The organism is Terribacillus saccharophilus, assembly GCF_046592895.1.
GTDB lineage: Bacteria > Bacillota > Bacilli > Bacillales > Amphibacillaceae > Terribacillus > Terribacillus saccharophilus_D.
In genome coordinates this window covers 25,594-43,035 of sequence record NZ_JAWVPU010000001.1, presented here as the reverse complement: position 1 = coordinate 43,035, position 17,442 = coordinate 25,594, and the positions used below count along the sequence as shown (strand labels likewise).

At 45.8% G+C, this 17,442-nt stretch carries 21 protein-coding genes and 1 riboswitch; of the genes, 7 read left to right on the top strand and 14 right to left on the bottom strand.

Annotated features, from left to right (window positions below; genetic code table 11):
* Positions 1-60 precede the first annotated feature (60 nt).
* The gene (locus SFC66_RS00210) at positions 61-1,044 is read right to left on the bottom strand and encodes an NAD(P)/FAD-dependent oxidoreductase (protein ID WP_411216694.1); all 984 of its coding nucleotides are present in this window, start codon (positions 1,042-1,044) and stop codon (positions 61-63) included.
* A gap of 299 nt (positions 1,045-1,343) precedes the next feature.
* On the opposite strand from SFC66_RS00210, the gene SFC66_RS00205 reads away from it, so the two are divergent.
* A complete protein-coding gene (locus SFC66_RS00205; RefSeq protein WP_411216693.1) occupies positions 1,344-2,561 on the top strand; it encodes an NAD(P)/FAD-dependent oxidoreductase in 1,218 nt (405 codons plus the stop codon).
* A 50-nt stretch (positions 2,562-2,611) separates the two neighbouring features.
* Here the strand turns inward: SFC66_RS00205 and SFC66_RS17210 are convergent, their stop codons facing one another.
* The 4 genes from SFC66_RS17210 to deoD all read right to left on the bottom strand — a co-directional run bounded on the left by SFC66_RS17210 (position 2,612) and on the right by deoD (position 5,078).
* Entirely contained in the window at positions 2,612-2,761 is a 150-nt protein-coding gene (locus SFC66_RS17210) for a glycine zipper domain-containing protein (RefSeq protein ID WP_486388639.1), read from the bottom strand.
* A 360-nt stretch (positions 2,762-3,121) separates the two neighbouring features.
* On the bottom strand, positions 3,122-3,595 hold the full coding sequence (locus SFC66_RS00200; RefSeq protein WP_411216692.1) for a divergent PAP2 family protein: 474 nt from the start codon (positions 3,593-3,595) through the stop codon (positions 3,122-3,124).
* 73 nt (positions 3,596-3,668) lie between these two features.
* On the bottom strand, positions 3,669-4,259 hold the full coding sequence (locus SFC66_RS00195) for a biotin transporter BioY (RefSeq protein ID WP_411216691.1): 591 nt from the start codon (positions 4,257-4,259) through the stop codon (positions 3,669-3,671).
* 108 nt (positions 4,260-4,367) lie between these two features.
* Complete coding sequence (gene deoD / locus SFC66_RS00190; RefSeq protein ID WP_411216690.1) at positions 4,368-5,078, bottom strand: purine-nucleoside phosphorylase; 711 nt, start codon at positions 5,076-5,078, stop codon at positions 4,368-4,370.
* Between the two features lie 192 nt (positions 5,079-5,270).
* Between deoD and SFC66_RS00185 the strand changes: the two genes are divergently transcribed.
* Positions 5,271-5,531, top strand: a complete 261-nt coding sequence (locus SFC66_RS00185) for a phosphocarrier protein HPr (RefSeq protein WP_411216689.1) — start codon at positions 5,271-5,273, stop codon at positions 5,529-5,531.
* A gap of 236 nt (positions 5,532-5,767) precedes the next feature.
* On the opposite strand, the gene kapB is transcribed toward SFC66_RS00185, so the two are convergent.
* The 3 genes from kapB to SFC66_RS00170 all read right to left on the bottom strand — a co-directional run bounded on the left by kapB (position 5,768) and on the right by SFC66_RS00170 (position 8,209).
* Complete coding sequence (kapB, locus tag SFC66_RS00180; RefSeq protein ID WP_411216688.1) at positions 5,768-6,151, bottom strand: kinase-associated lipoprotein KapB; 384 nt, start codon at positions 6,149-6,151, stop codon at positions 5,768-5,770.
* Positions 6,148-7,326 carry a MalY/PatB family protein gene (locus SFC66_RS00175; RefSeq protein ID WP_411216687.1) on the bottom strand — a complete coding sequence of 393 codons (1,179 nt, stop codon included), beginning with the start codon at positions 7,324-7,326 and terminating at the stop codon, positions 6,148-6,150. The genes kapB and SFC66_RS00175 overlap by 4 nt, the downstream gene beginning before the upstream one ends.
* A 70-nt stretch (positions 7,327-7,396) precedes the next feature.
* Positions 7,397-8,209, bottom strand: coding sequence for an alpha/beta fold hydrolase (locus SFC66_RS00170; RefSeq protein WP_411216686.1), 813 nt, complete (start codon positions 8,207-8,209; stop codon positions 7,397-7,399).
* A 267-nt stretch (positions 8,210-8,476) separates the two neighbouring features.
* Here SFC66_RS00170 and yugI point away from each other — a divergent pair, with 267 nt between their 5' ends.
* A complete protein-coding gene (gene yugI, locus SFC66_RS00165) occupies positions 8,477-8,848 on the top strand; it encodes a S1 domain-containing post-transcriptional regulator GSP13 (protein WP_411216685.1) in 372 nt (123 codons plus the stop codon).
* Positions 8,849-8,892: 44 nt separating this feature from the next.
* On the opposite strand, the gene SFC66_RS00160 is transcribed toward yugI, so the two are convergent.
* Positions 8,893-9,126: a DUF378 domain-containing protein gene (locus SFC66_RS00160; RefSeq protein ID WP_411216684.1), complete on the bottom strand. Its 234-nt coding sequence runs from the start codon at positions 9,124-9,126 to the stop codon at positions 8,893-8,895.
* A 145-nt stretch (positions 9,127-9,271) separates the two neighbouring features.
* On the opposite strand from SFC66_RS00160, the gene SFC66_RS00155 reads away from it, so the two are divergent.
* Positions 9,272-10,618, top strand: coding sequence for a glucose-6-phosphate isomerase (locus SFC66_RS00155; RefSeq protein ID WP_411216683.1), 1,347 nt, complete (start codon positions 9,272-9,274; stop codon positions 10,616-10,618).
* Between the two features lie 42 nt (positions 10,619-10,660).
* Here the strand turns inward: SFC66_RS00155 and SFC66_RS00150 are convergent, their stop codons facing one another.
* Complete coding sequence (locus SFC66_RS00150; RefSeq protein WP_411216682.1) at positions 10,661-11,662, bottom strand: potassium channel family protein; 1,002 nt, start codon at positions 11,660-11,662, stop codon at positions 10,661-10,663.
* 75 nt (positions 11,663-11,737) lie between these two features.
* Here SFC66_RS00150 and SFC66_RS00145 point away from each other — a divergent pair, with 75 nt between their 5' ends.
* Positions 11,738-12,529, top strand: coding sequence for a phosphotransferase (locus tag SFC66_RS00145; protein ID WP_411216681.1), 792 nt, complete (start codon positions 11,738-11,740; stop codon positions 12,527-12,529).
* 33 nt (positions 12,530-12,562) lie between these two features.
* Here the strand turns inward: SFC66_RS00145 and SFC66_RS00140 are convergent, their stop codons facing one another.
* On the bottom strand, positions 12,563-13,120 hold the full coding sequence (locus tag SFC66_RS00140) for a thioredoxin family protein (protein WP_411216680.1): 558 nt from the start codon (positions 13,118-13,120) through the stop codon (positions 12,563-12,565).
* A 111-nt stretch (positions 13,121-13,231) separates the two neighbouring features.
* Between SFC66_RS00140 and SFC66_RS00135 the strand changes: the two genes are divergently transcribed.
* A complete protein-coding gene (locus tag SFC66_RS00135) occupies positions 13,232-14,290 on the top strand; it encodes a M20/M25/M40 family metallo-hydrolase (RefSeq protein ID WP_411216679.1) in 1,059 nt (352 codons plus the stop codon).
* A 59-nt stretch (positions 14,291-14,349) separates the two neighbouring features.
* Positions 14,350-14,497, top strand: a riboswitch (FMN riboswitch).
* Between the two features lie 179 nt (positions 14,498-14,676).
* Positions 14,677-15,255 carry an ECF transporter S component gene (locus SFC66_RS00130; RefSeq protein WP_411216678.1) on the top strand — a complete coding sequence of 193 codons (579 nt, stop codon included), beginning with the start codon at positions 14,677-14,679 and terminating at the stop codon, positions 15,253-15,255.
* 204 nt (positions 15,256-15,459) lie between these two features.
* Here the strand turns inward: SFC66_RS00130 and SFC66_RS00125 are convergent, their stop codons facing one another.
* The 3 genes from SFC66_RS00125 to SFC66_RS00115 all read right to left on the bottom strand — a co-directional run bounded on the left by SFC66_RS00125 (position 15,460) and on the right by SFC66_RS00115 (position 17,284).
* Positions 15,460-15,843: a TraR/DksA C4-type zinc finger protein gene (locus SFC66_RS00125; protein ID WP_411216677.1), complete on the bottom strand. Its 384-nt coding sequence runs from the start codon at positions 15,841-15,843 to the stop codon at positions 15,460-15,462.
* A 16-nt stretch (positions 15,844-15,859) separates the two neighbouring features.
* Complete coding sequence (locus tag SFC66_RS00120) at positions 15,860-16,246, bottom strand: PaaI family thioesterase (RefSeq protein WP_411216676.1); 387 nt, start codon at positions 16,244-16,246, stop codon at positions 15,860-15,862.
* Between the two features lie 90 nt (positions 16,247-16,336).
* Positions 16,337-17,284, bottom strand: coding sequence for a 1,4-dihydroxy-2-naphthoate polyprenyltransferase (locus tag SFC66_RS00115; RefSeq protein WP_411216675.1), 948 nt, complete (start codon positions 17,282-17,284; stop codon positions 16,337-16,339).
* Positions 17,285-17,442 lie beyond the last annotated feature (158 nt).

The following is a 17,442-nucleotide window of genomic DNA, read 5'->3' as shown; positions in this document are numbered from 1 at the left end:
TTATGCAAGAAGCACACAAAAAAACACCGGTTTCCTTAAAGGTAACCGGTGCGGTGCTGTTTAAAACATGCTTGTGGAGTGCTTCGGCTGTACACGAGCATCTGGGTCGATGTATGTTTTGGCATTATTGATGGCAGTCGGACCTTCGCCGAAACCAGAGGCGATCAGGTTGACCTTGCCGGGATATGTGCAAATATCGCCTGCAGCATAGATGCCAGGGATATTCGTTTCTTGTTTGGTATTGACGACGATGCTGTTTTTCTCGATTTCCAGATCCCATTGCTTGATTGGGCCAAGGGAAGAGATGAAGCCATAGTTTACGAGCACTTCGTCAACATCGACTGTTTCTTTTTCTTCACTTTTCACTTTCTGCAGGACAACTTGCTCGATGCGGTCTGTTCCCAGCATTTCAACTGGAGTATAAGGAGTCATGATTCTGACATTGGACTGCATGAGGCGCTCCACACTATGCTCGTGGGCACGGAATTCATCACGTCGGTGAACAAGGATGACTTCTTTGGCAATCGGTTCGAGCATGAGTGCCCAGTCGACTGCAGAGTCGCCGCCGCCTGCCAATAGAACACGCTTGTCAGCGTATTTCTGCATATTGTCTACATAATAGTTCAAGTTGACGCCTTCAAACTCATCGCAGCGTTCAACCGTCAAGCGGCGGGGCTGGAAGGCACCGTTTCCTGCCGTGATGATGATGGTCTTGGAAAGATGGACGCCTTTATCAGTCTCAATACGGAAAGTATTGTCTTCCAAACGCTCGACTTTATCGACAGACTCTCCGAGAGCAATCGTCGGATCGAATCGTTTCAACTGTTCCATGAGGTTGTCCACCAATTCCTGAGCACGGATTTGAGGGAAGCCTGCTATATCGTAGATGTATTTTTCCGGGTATAAAGCAGAAAGCTGTCCGCCTACTTGGGGAAGGCTTTCAATGATTTTGACACTTTGCTGACGCATCCCACCATAGAATGCAGTGAAAAGTCCGACTGGACCTGCACCGATGATGGTCACATCATAAACTTGATCTGACATACCGGTTCCTCCTAGTAATTTTGAACGTAACAACTGGTATTTTATCATAGTTGCTGAAATATGAGTAAGAAGAAGGTTTTTATCCGTAAAATAGTATGCCCCGCAGCTGGTTGCCTTCCCCTTTTTTGGTTGATAAAAGGAAAGAAAACGTTTACCATAATATTGATGAAGGTTTTGTGACAGTTTTATGTTTTCATCCGCTTTTTAAAGTGAATAGTATCACAAACCCCAAAATTAATGTGTTGTTAGGTTGCGGCAAGTCATGGAAAACCAAACTATATTAATGGATGTGATCGAAGATGAGCAAACCAAAGATTGTGATTGCAGGAGCCGGTTATGGCGGCCTGATCACGACAGTGAAACTTCAGAAACTGATTGGAACGGACGAGGCGAGTATCACACTCGTCAACAAACATGATTATCATTACCAAACAACGTGGCTCCATGAAAATGCGGCCGGTACTAGGCACCACGACCAAACACGTATCGCAATCAAGGACGTCATCGATGCGAAAAAAGTCAATTTCGTCCAGGATACGGTAACGGAAATCAAACCGGATGAAAAAAAGGTTGTGCTGGAGAATGGAACACTTTCTTACGACTACCTTGTTGTCGGACTTGGTTTCGAGCCTGCGAACTTCGGTATAGAAGGGCTGCTTGATAATGCGTTCAATATTCGAAGCATCAACTCGTCCCGTTTGATCCGGGAGCATATCGAACATAATTTCGCAGTCTACAATAATGAAAAAGAAAAGAAGGAAGAGCGTCTGAATATTGTCATCGGAGGCGGCGGGTTCACTGGCATCGAGTTTGCCGGGGAGCTTGCAGAACGTGTGCCCGAGCTGTGCAAGGAATATGACATCGACCGTGATAAAGTACGGGTCATCGTCGTTGAGGCCGGAGCATCCGTCATGATGGGATTTGATCCGCAGCTTGTGGAATATGCCTTGAATTCCTTGGAAACCAGAGGTATTGAATTCCAGACGAATTCCTTCCTGAAGGAAGTCAAACCAGACAGCATCGTCTTTGAAAAAGACGGCGAAAGACATACAGTGAAAACCAATACAACAGTATGGGCGGCTGGTGTCCAAGGCAGCTCTGTCCTTGAAAGATCCGGTTTCGATGTGAAACGGAACAAGGTCATGGTCACAGAAGATCTGCGTGATCCGAATCATGATGACATTTTCATCGTAGGGGATTGTGCGGCAATCATGAACGAGGAAACAGGCCGGCCATATCCGCCAACAGCACAGATTGCCACTCAAATGGGGATCAACTGTGCGCAGAATTTGAAAGCACTCATCCGTAAAGAAAACTTAACTCAAAAATTCGTACCGGATATCAAAGGCACATTGGCTTCGCTAGGCGGAGGAGATGCAGTCGGGACGGTCATGGGCAAGAAGTTGTTCGGTAAACCAGCGGATGTGATGAAAAAAGCATCCGACAATCGCTATCTTTATCAGCTGGGCGGAGTCGGACTGGTTTTGAAAAAAGGGAAATTCAATTTATTCGAATGATTATATGGAAGAACGGTCATAGGCAGCTAGCCAATGACCGTTTTTATCTATCATTTATTTTTTCCTTTTGCCGAAAAATTCAGTGCTGATGTTACGCTGATTCCGAAAGTCATTCCTATTGCAGCCCCAAGAGCAATAGTATCAAATATAGTCCCCAAAGCAGTGCCTAATGCAAGTCCTAGAACTATTCCAGCTCCAATAAAAGAACTTCCGCTCCTTCAATTTTGCAACTACATTAGATACTAGTTTACCAAACGAAATCCATATTTTAGTTTTATTTACAAAAATAAAAGAAGGAATGCCGATTCGGCACTCCTTCTTTGCTTGCGATGTAAGAAAGTTTCCCTTTGTATAGAGGATTTCCTATTTGTCGATGCTGTAGCAGAGGTGAAAATATGAATTTACATTGGTGCAAGAGAATAATGCTGACCGCGCTCTGGCTTACGGCTATGTATATGACATGGAGTCAGTTGACCAATTTGACGGCTGAGGATGTCATCCAATATAAACAAAGGGAGCTCCCTGTAAGCGACTCAGTAGTTAAACAGCTGCATCTGCAATCAAAACAGCAAGTAGATGACAAGCGAAATGGCGATGCCGGTTAAAGCGCCGAAGAAGACTTCAATCGGCTGATGACCGAGCATTTCCCTGATTTCACGGTTTTTTTCGAATTCCTGCTTACTGCCCCAATTTTTTGCTTCATCGACAAACCGCTGGAAATCCTTTAGGAGTAAATTCAGCAGGATAGCTTGTTCGCCTGCCTGCCGTCTCACGCCGGAAGCATCGAACATGATGATGATGCTAAAAACAAAGGAAGCAGCAAATACAGGGGAGTCAAGACCGCTTTCAAATCCTATCGACGTCGTCAATGCTGCAACTGCAGCTGAATGACTGCTTGGCATGCCGCCTGTACTGAATGCTAAATCTGCTTGAATGCGCTTATCTGCAATCGCACGAATCGGCACTTTGACAACTTGTGCGAATACGATGGCAATCAATGCACTCCATAAAGGCAAGTTTTGGAACAATGACATGTACTGCGACATCCTTTCAAGGAAAAGCTATAATATGATGTAACCATTATAACTAAATTTCCCTGAGAAAATGTCATTTAAACGAAGTATTATACGATACTTTACCTTTTCTGAAAGCATGAGCCACCCTCGGATAAAATAAGGCTGCTAAAATGGCAAAACCAAAATCTTTGATAAAGAAAGGCAGCATGCTGATCCAAGCGGCTAAATAACTGATATCAACACTGATCCAAAGGTTCATGGCACCATACATGTATGTGACGCCGATCAGATAATTCACGATCACACCGGCAATCACTGCCACAAACACACGGAAATGGAAGCTTGTTTTCTCCATGATCAACCCAGTGACAAAAGCGATTGGGATGAATGATAGCAAGAAACCGCCGGTAGGGCCGGCAAATACCCCGAATCCGCCTGAAAGATCAGCAAAAATAGGCAGACCAGTCAAACCGAGCAATACATAACAGATCATACTGTAGGCTCCCCATTTATAGCCGAGCAGCAGACCAGCGAGTATCGCGAAAAATGGCTGAAGAGATAAAGGCACTGTTTGTCCTCCGATGGGAACGGCGAGAAAAGGCAGCCAGACAGAGATGTTCGCTCCCACAGTCATCAAGCCGACAAACATTGCGCTGGCAGTCAATTTACCAGTACGACTCATAACGCATCAACTCCTTGAAAAAATAGTAATCGACACGCATTCTATTGTCAACCTAATTTTAAACAAGGTTTACATTATTGGCGTAGAAAAAGGCATAAAAGCCCTCTTCTATGCCTGTATTGCTGCATCCAATGCGATTTCCATCATATCGCTGAATGTAGTCTGGCGTTCTTTAGCAGTTGTTTCTTCGCCTGTAAGGATGTGATCACTGACTGTAAGGACAGAAAGGGCCTGGCAGCCATGCTTCGCCGCAATCGTATAAAGAGCGGTTGTTTCCATTTCGACAGCCAGCACGTTATAATCAGCCAATTTTCCGTAGAATTCCAACGTATTGTCACGATAGAATCGATCGCTCGTAAATACGTTACCGACGCGGATGTTCAGTCCTTTTGCTTGTCCGGCTTGATATGCTTTCAGCAGCAAATCAAAGTCAGCTGTCGGAGCAAAGTCGACGGTGCCGAATTCTTGACGGTTGATTTGGGAATCGGAGCTTGAGGTGGAAGCAAGGATAACATCACGGACTTTCACGTCTTTTTGGATAGCACCCGCAGTACCAACGCGAATCAGCTTTTTCACGCCATAGCTTTGGATCAATTCGTTGGCATAAATGCTGATGGAAGGGACTCCCATACCAGTACCTTGCACAGAGATTCTTTCACCCTTATATGTACCAGTATAGCCGTACATTCCTCTTACTTCGTTATAAAGCTCAGCATCTTCCAAAAATGTTTCCGCGATATATTTTGCGCGCAGCGGATCTCCAGGAAGCAGGATTTTGTCCGCAATCTGGCCAGCTTCTGCATTTATATGTACACTCATGTCAGCACTCCTTTTTCTAGATGTGTCAAAATTACCACAATTCCATAAGAAACTCAAACTTTGACTGTAAAGCAGTTTTTAAACTTAAAAAAGTGGAAAATTCATTTAAAAACGCTTTCTTTTCTCCTATAATAAGCTATGTTATAACAATCACAAATACCTATTCATATATCAGCTTTGGAGGTAATCAGCATGCAAGAGAAGACATTTACAATTACAAGTGAAACGGGTATCCATGCACGTCCTGCAACCTTACTTGTGAATAAAGCTAGCCAGTTCAATTCGGAAATCAACCTTTCCTTCAAGGATAAGAAGGTCAATTTGAAATCCATCATGGGTGTCATGTCCTTGGGCGTCCCGCAAGGTGCACAAGTGACGATCATGACAGAAGGCAATGATGAAGAAGCAGCGATGGAAGCTATCCAGGATGTACTGGAGAATCATTTGAGCTGATACAGGCTCCCTACTTAGTCCGATGTACGAGACTGGGTCAAAACTCTTAAGCATTATAAAAACCAGACAATGCCGTTAAGTAATACGACATTGTCTGGTTTTTTTGCTGCAATGAGAAATATAGAGTTATGCTGCCGCTCCGGAAATACACTCTGCTTTCCTGCGGGGTTGTGAGTCTCCTCGTCCCAGCCTTATAGAAAAAAGCAAGAAGCGCGCGAGCTCCTGCTTTATTTCGTTTATTTGAAATAGTCATGTTCCAATGAAGCAGTATTTGCGAGTGCAAGTTCACGATACTTGGAAGCTGGCTGCTCGTGTAGATCTCTTTTGAGCTGCTCCAATGCTGCACGCAAAGAGGCGGGGTACTCCGGCAGTTCTTCCGTGAAAGCAGACACGGCTGTTTTCGGTATATTGGCTTTCTCGTGATGAGCCAGTGCCCGGCGTTCATGGAATAAAACATTTTCCGTTTCTTTCGGATTGTGCAAGTCTCCTTGCTGCGGATGCTTCAAGACAGCCAGCATTTCCACCAGATAAAACTTACCTCGTTCTTCCTTTATCATTCCTGCATATGTTCCAGTCTTGTATCGTGCTTTAACAATGCTTCCGATGGACAATGCTGTCATAGTGCTGCCTCGAACTCTTTCAGGCTGTCCGTCAGCCGCTTCAGAGCTTCGCGCATCGTTTCAGGTGGACAAGCGATATTCATACGGACAAACCCTTTGCCTGCTTCTCCGAATTGAATGCCGTCATTGAATCCGAGCTTCGCTTTCTTGGCAAAGAACTCCATCAAATCTTTTTGGTCCAGATTCAGGTTTCGGCAATCGAGCCACATCAAATAAGTACCTTCAAGCGGCGATACGCTGATATACGGATTATCCGCCAATGCTTCTTCTGCAAGCTTTTTATTGACAGCCAGTATATCGAGCAGACCTTGAAGCCATTCTTCGCCATCATTGTAGGCAGCTTCCAGCGCTGCGACTGCCATTGTATTCAGCATATAAAAGCCCTGCTTGGAGAACGTTTCCTGCAGCTGTTTCCGCATCCCTTCCTGTTCGACAACAGCATAAGATACTTGGAGACCAGCAAGGTTGAACGTCTTCGACGGTGATAGGAATGTAATCGTCCGTTGGCTGATTTCTTCTGATAACGAGGCGATAGGGATATGCGTATATCCTTCATGGATCAAATCGGCATGAATTTCATCTGATAATAATAAAACATCATATGATACGCATAAATCCGCAAGTTGCTTCAGTTCCTCGATCGTCCAGACTCGTCCGACTGGATTATGCGGATTGCACAGGATCATGGCTTTAGCGCCGTCTTGGAAGCATTTCTCCAAATGTGCAAAATCCATCCGATATGTACCATCTTCGAAGAGAAGGGGATTTTCGACGAGTGTGCGATCATGTGCTTTCACAACGTTATAGAACGGTGTATAAACAGGCGTCTGGATCACAACTTTATCCCCTGGTTCAGTGAATGTCTGTACAGCCATATGCAGGCTTGTCACGACACCAGGGCTGTATAGTAGAAAGCTCGGCTTGATGCGCCAGCCATGGCGTTTTTCGACCCAGCGTGATACAGCTTTGGAAATGGCGGCATCCGTGATCGTATACCCATAAATGCCATGTTCCGCTCTGTCTTTCAATGCATGGATGACTGCTTGCGGTGACTGAAAGTCCATATCCGCAACCCACATCGGCAAAACATCTTCTCCTCCATATAATTCCTTCAAGTTATCCCACTTTACGGATCTGGTGTTCCGGCGGTCATGAACCAATTCAAAATCATGCATAGTTCCCGCTCCTTCCATCATTTCTTGCTCCCATTATATAAATAAATGCCTCGAAAAGCGAAATGATTGATCAGTCCATGTAGGCAAGCAGTGTCTCAGGTGTCTCCTCGGGCAGCAGATGACCTGCATCAGGAAGGATGTGAAGCGTCGCATGTGGCAACTCCGCCAGCAGACGATAGCCAATGGAAGGCGGAAGCAAAGGATCCTTGCTACCCCAGAAAATCAATGTTTCAGCTTGTATCTGTTGTAAGCTGTCGTTTGGCAGATCCCCGCCGCGTGCCTGGATGAAATCTGCCAGACCGGTAAAAAGCGTTTTGTCCATGAAGGGGATGCTGTAGGCGACTACCATGCGCAAAGTGACTTGCTCGGGATCGGCAACAAGGTGACGTAAAAAACCGACGACACTGCTCGCTTCAAATACGAGCCGCATGATGGAAGGGAAAATGCCGGCCGAGGCAATCAAACTGCTGAAGGCGTCTGTCGGCAGCATATAGCTTGATGGTGCAAACAAGAAAAGTTTCGCGATTCGATCAGGATGCTCATACGCAAGACGCATCGCTATTTGGCCGCCCATGGAGTGGCCGGCGATATGCAGTTTTTCTATTTGCAAATAGTTCAAAAGGGAGATGACAAGGCGGGTATAGTAGTCATAAGAAAAAGCTGTCGTGGCACTTTTTCCGCTATTGCCAAAGGGGGGGAAGTCCAATGTGAGTACATGATAGCGCGACCGCAGCCTGGGAATCATGCTGTGAAAGCAGCTCCCGGAAGCCAAGAAACCGTGGAGCAAAAGGATGGTATGTGCTGTCTCCTTTTTATGGGAAGGGTAGATACAGTAATCGACAGCGATACCATCGTGATGGAAGGTGTGGTTATAGTAAGACATTCTGACTTGCCCCTTTGCCTGCAGTTAGGATTAGTTTCGCTTATTATGTGCTTTTGTATGCAAAAAAAGAGCAAAGCGATACGCATCGCTTTGCCTACAGGGGGAATACGAGAAAGTCTTACAGTACTATGTATTGCCAAAAGCGGAAGCATGCAAACCTGTTCTGGTGAAAAAAATCATCTTTTTTAAAATTTTTGCCGAATTCAACTTACTATGATAGAATTATTTATTGCGTATAAAAGTAGAAAATATCAGGAGTTGTTTAGTATGGCAGAGAAGTTCGAAGCAGGACAAGTATTGACAGGTAAAGTAACAGGAATCCAGCCTTACGGTGCGTTCGTAGCATTGGATGAGCAGGTTCAAGGTTTGGTTCACATTTCCGAAGTTACACATGGTTTCGTTAAAGATATCAATGAACACCTATCCGTAGGTGATGAAGTCAAAGTCAAAATCCTTGATATCAACGAAGAAAATGGTAAATATTCCCTTTCCATCCGTGCAACAGAAGAAGCACCTGCAAAGCAGCCGCAAAACAGCAGCCAAAAGCAAGCTGTTTCCGAAGAAGCTCCAGCAGGCTTCAATACGTTGAAAGACAAGCTTCAGGATTGGATCAAACAAACTGAAGGCAACCGCAAATAATTGGAAAGACCCCCGATTCGGGGGTCTTTTTTTGATTTATCCGTTTATGCTTTGGTTGTTCTCGCTTCTTCGACTTCTTTGCGCTCAAGGAACAGAGCAGAAATCGATACAAGACCGGCCAAGCCAACCAGACTGTAGATGATCCGCGGGAAAGCAGCCGCTTGGCTGCCATCGCCAAAGATACCTGCAACTAAGTCATAGTTGAATAAACCGACTAGTCCCCAGTTGATCGCGCCGATGATGACAAGAACAAGAGCGATACGCTGTACTAAATTCAACTGCATAACCTCCATTTCATGAAGCAAGATGATAAATCTTTATTAGGATGCGTTCATTGGGTGATTTTATTCCTATAACAATTCTTGCTTTACTTGGTCAGTTTCGGTAAAGTTGCATTAGTAAGCAGTTTCAAGGAGGATGAATATGACACACATCGGATTCGATTATAAGAAAGCGATGCCATATATCGGGGAGCAGGAGCTGGATTATTTGGCACCGCTCGTTCAGGCTGCGCATGAACAATTACATAATAAAACAGGGGCTGGCAACGACTATCTAGGCTGGCTTGATTTACCGATGGATTTCGATAAAGAGGAGTTTGCCCGCATCAAGCAGGCAGCCAGCAAAATCCAATCAGATTCTGACGTCTTGCTCGTTGTCGGAATCGGTGGTTCCTATCTTGGTGCCCGTGCAGCTATCGAAGCATTGACGCACAGCTTCTTCAATGTCCTATCCAAAGAAGACCGCAAAGCACCGCAAGTATTTTTCGTCGGCAATAGCATCAGTGCACCATATCTGAATCAGCTGATGGACGTCATCAAAGATAAAGATGTCAGTGTGAACGTTATTTCCAAAAGCGGCACAACGACGGAACCGGCGATTGCTTTCCGCGTATTCAAAAAGTTCTTGGAGGAAAAATACGGTGCAGAAGAAGCGCGCAAACGTATATACGCGACGACGGATAAAGCAAGAGGAGCATTGAAAACCCTAGCGAGCAAAGAAGGGTACGAGTCATTTGTCATCCCTGATGATGTTGGCGGCCGTTTCTCTGTTTTGACAGCAGTGGGATTATTGCCGATTGCAGCAGCTGGCATCGATATCGATAGCCTTATGGATGGTGCACAAAAAGCGCAGGAAGAACTGGCTGTATCCAATCTGAAAGAAAACCCTGCATATCAGTACGCTGCAGTGCGTAACGTCTTGTATAACAAAGGAAAAAATATCGAATTGCTCGTGAACTATGAGCCATCTCTGCAATATTTCAGTGAATGGTGGAAGCAACTGTTCGGAGAGAGTGAAGGAAAAGACCTGAAAGGATTGTTCCCGGCATCGGCGAACTTCTCGACAGATCTGCATTCCCTTGGTCAATACGTCCAGGAAGGCCGTCGCGATTTGTTCGAAACGGTTGTGCATGTCAAACAGCCTGTCTCTGATGTGACGATCGAAGCGGAAGAAGAAGATCTGGATGGACTGAACTACCTTGCGGGACAAACAGTCGATCAAGTGAATCACAAGGCGTTCCAGGGTACTTTACTTGCCCATACTGACGGTGACGTACCGAACTTGATCGTAGAGGTTCCAGCGCTTGATTCGTTCAGCTTCGGCTATCTGGTTTATTTCTTCGAAAAAGCTTGTGCCATCAGCGGATACTTACTTGGTGTGAATCCGTTTGATCAGCCGGGAGTGGAAGCATATAAGAAAAATATGTTCGCGCTGCTAGGCAAACCTGGCTACGAAGAAGAAAAAGCAGCTTTGGAAAAAAGATTATAAAAGTGACCAATCCCTTCTTGCCGTCATGGCAGAAGGGATTTTTCATTCGATATGCTGCAAGGTGATGATATGATCCCCAGTGTTCATCGGTTCCTGGAAGTCTGGGCACATATCGATTTTTTCTCCGCGCATATAACCGATAGCCGTCTTTTCGTTGCGGGCGAAATGGCGGTTGGCTTCAAAGTAGCTTTTGCCGTTCAATTCACCTGGCAAAGGGATGACCCGGATTTCTTGTTCTTTCAGGAAATGCAATAACAGCTCCAAATGGCTTTTCTTTTCCTTATGATATACTTCGTGGAAAAAAAGCGTACTGACGAAATCGTTCGTGCGAATCACGACATCCGCTCCTGCCCGGCGGAGATTTTCTTTTTGATTATGTGTCAACACTTCAGCCACTATATGAAGTTTGGGATTATTTCCCCGCAATGCAATGGTGGTCAGGATTGTCATATAATCAATTTGTTTTTCGTTTTTACCAGTATTCGCCGTAATGATCGCCGTAGTCGCTTGCCGTATTCTAGCTTTTTGAAGTGTCTTATCTTCTGAAGCATCGCCGCGGATGAAGTGTAATGGATGTTCGCGGTATGGAAGTTGTGTGACTGTCTGATCGATCAAGACGACAGGCTGTTCCGGATGTTTTTCGCTTAACCGCTGTAATAATGTGCGTGCACGTTCGTTCCAGCCGATGATGACAATATGGTTGGAGCCTTTGAATTCGGTAAGTCCTTTGGAGAGATCCTGGGTATACTTTACCGTTCCGGCTGCAATGGTGGCCAAATAAAAAGTTACCAAACCTGCACCTGAGAGAATGAGGATGATTGCAAGAATTTTTCCAGACAATGTCTCTGGAATCAAGTCTCCATAACCGACAGTCGATGCAGTTACGAAAGCCCACCAGATACCATCAAAATAGGTTGGGAACTGCTTTGGCTCCAGCCGGTGCATACAGATGCCGAATAGAATCATCACCAGCAGGACAGTCGAGAAAAGCCGAATGAAAATCGGCAGGCGAAAATAAAACCGCCGCAGGAATTGAGTGAGCATGCTGATTCTCCTCTTTTTTTGTTAGTATATGTCTAAATGCATGCTTTAAACGGTAGAAGAGGGAGCGTGGGGGATATGACGGATATTACATGGTTGGAATCATATATCAGGGAACCAATCAAGATCTGGAAGACCATTGAAACTGGCTGGGATCATGAAGTGCATGTGCTGAATGGTAGGTGGGTGTTGCGGATACCAAGGGAGGAAAATGGCTTCATACGGACCGAACAGCAGTTGTTATTGAAATTACAGATCAAGACGGACATACGCCTGCCAGTATTTCAAAGTTGCACAGTCCCGGATGGCAAAGAGGCAATGCTTTACCGGTTTATTTCAGGAAATCCTATTTCAATGGCTATTCCCTCGCAAGATATGACGGAAATTGCTGTACAACTGGGTTCATTGTTATCACATCTTCATCACATGGAGGCAGACCCTTGTTTGCCAAAGCGCGATGAAAGTTATTATGAACGACTGTTAAATGCGGTGAGGAAATTTTATCCGGACATGCCGTTATCCGTTATCAATCAGACCGAGCAATTGTTTTCTGTGTTGCAAACCGATCATAACGCTGTAGTACATGGAGACTTGAGGGGAGCTCATATATTGTGGGATAAGACGACAAGGAAAATCGGTATCCTTGATTTCAGCGATGCGCATGTCGGTGACCCCGCTATCGATTTTGCCGGGATTTCACAAGTTGGCAATACATTTATGGAACAAGTGCTTCAGCATTATGATGGTGATAAGGAAGGCATTTCACTGCGGGCGGGACAATTACATAGGCTGGGTTTGTATTATGACTTGCTGCAAAATGGTCCGAGCGACGCATTATTGAAAGAAATGGAGAGGGAACCAACAAAGTGACTGGTAAAACAAAAAACACCCATAACGGGTGTTTTAAGCTTCTTCAAGTCCTCTTTTCATACTAGCATATACGCGCTGCCAGAAATCATGGTTATCACGGTAGGATTTCGTGATGAAAGTGAGCATCTGGTCACGTTTTTCCTCATATTCAGGAGCATCCTTATCCGGGAGGCTGCTGAAGGATTCGTCGATATATACTTGCAGTTCGGGAGCGCGCGGGCCCCATTTTGCTACAGCATCGCCGTTTTGGTTGATGAAGATGATGATCGGAATGGAACGGCTTTTCCCGTTCGTCAAGTATTGATCCATCAGCTCAAGATTCTCATCCCGGCGGAGGATGCGGGTATCGATTGCCCCTGCCTGCGCAATGTGATAAAAAATCGGCAGATTCAGCATCGCATCTCCACACCAGTCTTCGGTCAAAATGATTGCACGAAGTTTTTGCGAGCGAAGTGTGCTGAAAAATTCCGTATCGTCAGGGAGCTGATAATTATCATAAATATGCATTGTATTTTCTTTATGTGTTTGCATGGAATCCAAATAAGCATCGATATTGATACCTTTTTCGAACCATTCATTCAATGTCGTCATGTGCCTCACCCTTTCTGATGTTTAGTTTACCCGACCAGCCGGCTAAACTAAACAAATATGTCTCTGTTTGTGCTACAGTGTTAAAAGACTACATAAAAAGGCGGAATGGATATGCAGCTAGATAATCAGGAATTCTTGATGGAACTATTGAGTACGGCTTCTCCATCAAGTTATGAGATGGACATACAGAAAAAGTGGATAAAAGAATATACTCCTTATGCGGATGACATGCGTACCGATGTATCTGGAAACGCGATTGCTGTCTTGAATCCAGAAGCAGAGTTCAAGGTCTTGCTTGCCGGGCATTGCGACGAGATTGCGATGGTGGTGACAGGTATCGATGAAAATGGGTTCCTGCGCATTGATGAAATGGGACGGTTCAATGCCAAAGCGGCACTGGGTATGACGGTGCAAGTAATTGGATACGGCAAGACGATTCCAGGAGTTGTCGGCGTGAATGCGATGCATCATGGCGGAGTGAAGGGAGACTTTGAACTTCCGGATTTGTACATAGATTGCGGAGCAAAGTCCAAGCAGGAAATGGAGCAATATGTGCAAGTGGGTGATCTGATTGTGTATCAGCGCCAGCCGTCTGTACTGATGAACCGATATTTGACAGGCCGCGGTCTGGATAATCGCACCGGTTCATTCATTGTCGGGGAAGTCATCCGCCGTATTCAGACAGAAAAGCTCAATGTTGGCGTCTATGCAGTCAGCACGGTGAATGAAGAAACGAATATGGGCGGAGCTTACTTCGCAGCGGCGGGCATCCAGCCTGACTTGGCGATTGCTTGTGATGTAACGTTCGCAACCGACCACCCTGGTGTGAATCGCCGGAAAGTAGTCGATGTCAGCTTGGATGGAGGACCGGTACTTGCAAAAGGAGCGCCGATCAATCGCAAAGCGAATCTGCTATTGGAACAAGCGGCAAAAGAACTCAGCATCCCACTTCAATACGAATTGACACCGCGTATGACCGGTACGGATGCCGATAAGATGCGCTACTCCGGAAAAGGTGTATCGACAGCGCTTGTATCTCTGCCGCTGCGCTACATGCACTCACCAGTCGAGACTGTCAGCTTGCAAGTCATTCAGCAGGAAATCGAGCTGCTGGTAAAATTCCTGACAAACCTGACTGGCGAAGAAAGTTTGAACCCGCTCGACCTGTAAGCAAAGGGGTTGCAAATACACCAAAAGCGGGTATAATAAAATTACTAAAACTAAATCGATTCTATCTTCGGGGCAGGGTGCAATTCCCGACCGACGGTGACAGCATGTTATATGCTGAAGTCCGTGACCCGCAGGACTTATTGTTCTGCGGCTGATCCGGTGCAAGTCCGGGACCGACAGTGAAAGTCTGGATGGGAGAAGATACGAAGCAGAAGACGGATGCCTAAACAGGCTATCCTTGTTTCCGAACGAGAAACGTCTTCCTGCTTATTTGCGTATATTCCAGGCCCCAGAGCGTATAGCTTTGGGGCCTTTTGACGTAAATGAGCTGCTTTCCCTTCATCAAGAGTTAGAATCGATGAACAAGATGAAGGAGGAGAACGATCATGCGTTCATCCAAATTAACAAAAACAATCACTTTTGCTTTACTGGGAGCCATCAGCATGGTATTGATGCTGGTAAACTTTCCGCTTCCATTCCTGCCGTCTTACTTGAAGATCGACTTCAGTGAAATTCCGGTATTGATTGCAGCGCTTCTGTTTTCACCGCTTGCAGGTGTGGCCGTCGAAGCGATCAAGAACTTATTGTATCTTATATTCACAGGCGCCAGCGACCCAATCGGAGTCGTAGCCAATTTCTTGGCTGGCATGCTCTTCGTCTTGCCGGTTGCATACTTTTATCATAGATTCAAAGCAGGTAAGAAAACGCTCATTTCCGGTCTTGCCACGGGGACGGTAGCCATGGCAGTCGGAATGGGTGTACTGAATTACTTTGTCGTCCTGCCCCTGTACAGTATTTTCCTGGGCACGGCTGCGATGGGCCCTGATGCGAAAATGGCAGCGGTAGTTGCCGGTATCCTGCCTTTCAACCTTTTGAAAGGTATCGTCATTGCCATTGTCTTCATCCCGCTATTTGCGAAACTGAAGCCTTGGTTCGCTAAACGGAAAAGATCAGCAGCAGCATGAAAAAAGCTCCCGGCAAGGGAGCTTTTTTATTTGTCTCAAATATTCATTGCAAGTTAAGCCGGTCCATGCTACAATAACCTAGCGATGAGCTGAATTGCATAAGTCGGTAAAGCGCGTCTTAGACACGTGTGGATGTGGCCACACGGCTTTACACGCCGCAATTAACAAAGGCACCCTGCGAGGGTGCCTTTTCTTATGGCTTTTTTATGCTCTTCTTGCAGCCTCTTCTTCGGCTTGTTCTTCTACGAGCAATCGGGCAGTAGGTTCAGCCTCCAGACGCTCCTCTGGAATAGGTTTGCCGGATTTCTCGCTTACGCCATAAGTACCTTCTTCGATTCGATCCAAAGCTTCTTCAATATCACGAAGACGTTCACGGGCAGCTTCTTTTAAAGTCTCAGCCGTTTCGCGGTCATGCATCTCTGTGCCGAGGTCGCCGGGGTGGTTCGTGATCGTGGACAGTTCACCGACGCTGTCATTCGGGAATTCCTTCGCGCTGTTATAGCTGTCGTTTCCTTTGATTTGTTCCTCTGCTTCTTCTTTCATCGCAAGCAATTGCTTGCGGAATGCATCCAATTTATTTTTATCCATAATCAATCCATCTCCTTTATTGCCTTCTCGTTTTCACAGCCAGCGTACAGCGGGCGATAGAGAGCAGGTCCTCGTCTTCATCAGAAATGGTCACTTGCCATACCATCGTCGATTTCCCTATATGAATCGGGGATGCGACTGCAGTTACGGTCCCGGAACGGACACTGCGGATATGGTTGGCATTGATTTCAAGGCCGAACACTGCCTGTGTTGCAGGATCGGCGTGCAGATTGCCGCCGATGCTTGCAGCTGTCTCGGCCAGTGCTACGCTGGCACCGCCATGCAGGAAACCCATCGGCTGCCGGTTATGCGGTCCGACTGGCATCTCCATCACAACTTTATCCTTATTTGCTTCGACCACCCGCATCTGCAGCTGCTCCATTAATGTATCTGAGAAGTTCATATATAAACCTGCTTTCCGTATGTAATGTATTTCCCGTAACAATATGTCTCAAACCTATAAAAAAAGCGGGCTGGATGCCCGCTTTTGAAATCAGAATGAAAATGGTACGAACTGCTGGATCAGCAAAGCGATCACAAGCAATAGACCATAAATCGTATTTGTTTGTCCTGTAGCTTTCATGGCAGGCATCATTTCAAGCGGCTGACTCTTGCCGATGAAACCGCGGTATGCATCACGGGCTTTCTTGATGCTCAAGAATGTGATGACAGCCCAGATCGGAAGCAAGCCAACAGCGATGAATACTGCAGTGATCACATAGCTGACAGTAAAGCAGATACCAAGGAAGGTAACACCTTTTTTCCGTCCAAGCAAAATGGCTACCGTGCGTCGGCCATTCAATTTATCACCGTCATGGTCGCGCAGATTATTGGCGAAATTGATACAAGCGATAAAGATGGTGACCGGAATGCTGATCAATACAACACTGCCGGTAAGTGTATCTGTCTGGATGAAGTACGTGATGCAGATGATGATCGCACCCATGAATACGCCGGATGTCAACTCACCGAACGGTGTATAGGAAATCGGGTAAGGCCCGCCTGTATACAAATAACCGCAAAGCATACATGCCAGTCCGATCAAAGCGATATACCAGCTGGATTCCATACAAATATAAACGCCGAGCAACATGCTGATAGCGTAAAATGTCAGTGCAAGTGACAAAACGGTTTTCGGCTTGATTCCATCGCGTACGATGGTACCGCCGATTCCGACGGACTGTTCATTATCAAGTCCGCGGACAAAGTCGTAATACTCATTGAACATGTTCGTCGCACATTGGATCAGCATACAAGCAAGCAGCATGGCTCCAAAAAGCAGCCAGTTGATCTTGCCGTCCAAAGCAGCGAGCATCGTTCCGATAAAGACAGGCACAAAAGATGCTGTCAATGTATGAGGTCGCATCAGGCGCCACCAGATTTGGAAGCCTTCGCGCTCATTAAGTGCTTGGCGCACATTATCGTTTCCGATAGATTGCATAATTCTTTCTCTCCTTAAAATGCAGGGCATTATATCATATTAATTTTAGGGAAACAAAGATAACCTGTCAACGTAAATTACTTACGTAAAATAAGTTAATAAGTGCTCCTCCTTGTTTATCGGCCAAAAAGGGAATAGAATAGGGAAGGACATCAGAA

Bases quoted from the DNA above. Each gene is read 5' to 3' on its own strand.
- SFC66_RS00210 (WP_411216694.1), bottom strand. From the start codon at position 1,044: ATGTCAGATCAAGTTTATGATGTGACCATCATCGGTGCAGGTCCAGTC.
- SFC66_RS00205 (WP_411216693.1), top strand. From the start codon at position 1,344: ATGAGCAAACCAAAGATTGTGATTGCAGGAGCCGGTTATGGCGGCCTG.
- SFC66_RS00200 (WP_411216692.1), bottom strand. From the start codon at position 3,595: ATGTCATTGTTCCAAAACTTGCCTTTATGGAGTGCATTGATTGCCATC.
- SFC66_RS00195 (WP_411216691.1), bottom strand. From the start codon at position 4,259: ATGAGTCGTACTGGTAAATTGACTGCCAGCGCAATGTTTGTCGGCTTG.
- deoD (WP_411216690.1), bottom strand. From the start codon at position 5,078: ATGAGTGTACATATAAATGCAGAAGCTGGCCAGATTGCGGACAAAATC.
- SFC66_RS00185 (WP_411216689.1), top strand. From the start codon at position 5,271: ATGCAAGAGAAGACATTTACAATTACAAGTGAAACGGGTATCCATGCA.
- kapB (WP_411216688.1), bottom strand. From the start codon at position 6,151: ATGACAGCATTGTCCATCGGAAGCATTGTTAAAGCACGATACAAGACT.
- SFC66_RS00175 (WP_411216687.1), bottom strand. From the start codon at position 7,326: ATGCATGATTTTGAATTGGTTCATGACCGCCGGAACACCAGATCCGTA.
- SFC66_RS00170 (WP_411216686.1), bottom strand. From the start codon at position 8,209: ATGTCTTACTATAACCACACCTTCCATCACGATGGTATCGCTGTCGAT.
- yugI (WP_411216685.1), top strand. From the start codon at position 8,477: ATGGCAGAGAAGTTCGAAGCAGGACAAGTATTGACAGGTAAAGTAACA.
- SFC66_RS00155 (WP_411216683.1), top strand. From the start codon at position 9,272: ATGACACACATCGGATTCGATTATAAGAAAGCGATGCCATATATCGGG.
- SFC66_RS00150 (WP_411216682.1), bottom strand. From the start codon at position 11,662: ATGCTCACTCAATTCCTGCGGCGGTTTTATTTTCGCCTGCCGATTTTC.
- SFC66_RS00145 (WP_411216681.1), top strand. From the start codon at position 11,738: ATGACGGATATTACATGGTTGGAATCATATATCAGGGAACCAATCAAG.
- SFC66_RS00140 (WP_411216680.1), bottom strand. From the start codon at position 13,120: ATGACGACATTGAATGAATGGTTCGAAAAAGGTATCAATATCGATGCT.
- SFC66_RS00135 (WP_411216679.1), top strand. From the start codon at position 13,232: ATGCAGCTAGATAATCAGGAATTCTTGATGGAACTATTGAGTACGGCT.
- SFC66_RS00130 (WP_411216678.1), top strand. From the start codon at position 14,677: ATGCGTTCATCCAAATTAACAAAAACAATCACTTTTGCTTTACTGGGA.
- SFC66_RS00125 (WP_411216677.1), bottom strand. From the start codon at position 15,843: ATGGATAAAAATAAATTGGATGCATTCCGCAAGCAATTGCTTGCGATG.
- SFC66_RS00120 (WP_411216676.1), bottom strand. From the start codon at position 16,246: ATGAACTTCTCAGATACATTAATGGAGCAGCTGCAGATGCGGGTGGTC.
- SFC66_RS00115 (WP_411216675.1), bottom strand. From the start codon at position 17,284: ATGCAATCTATCGGAAACGATAATGTGCGCCAAGCACTTAATGAGCGC.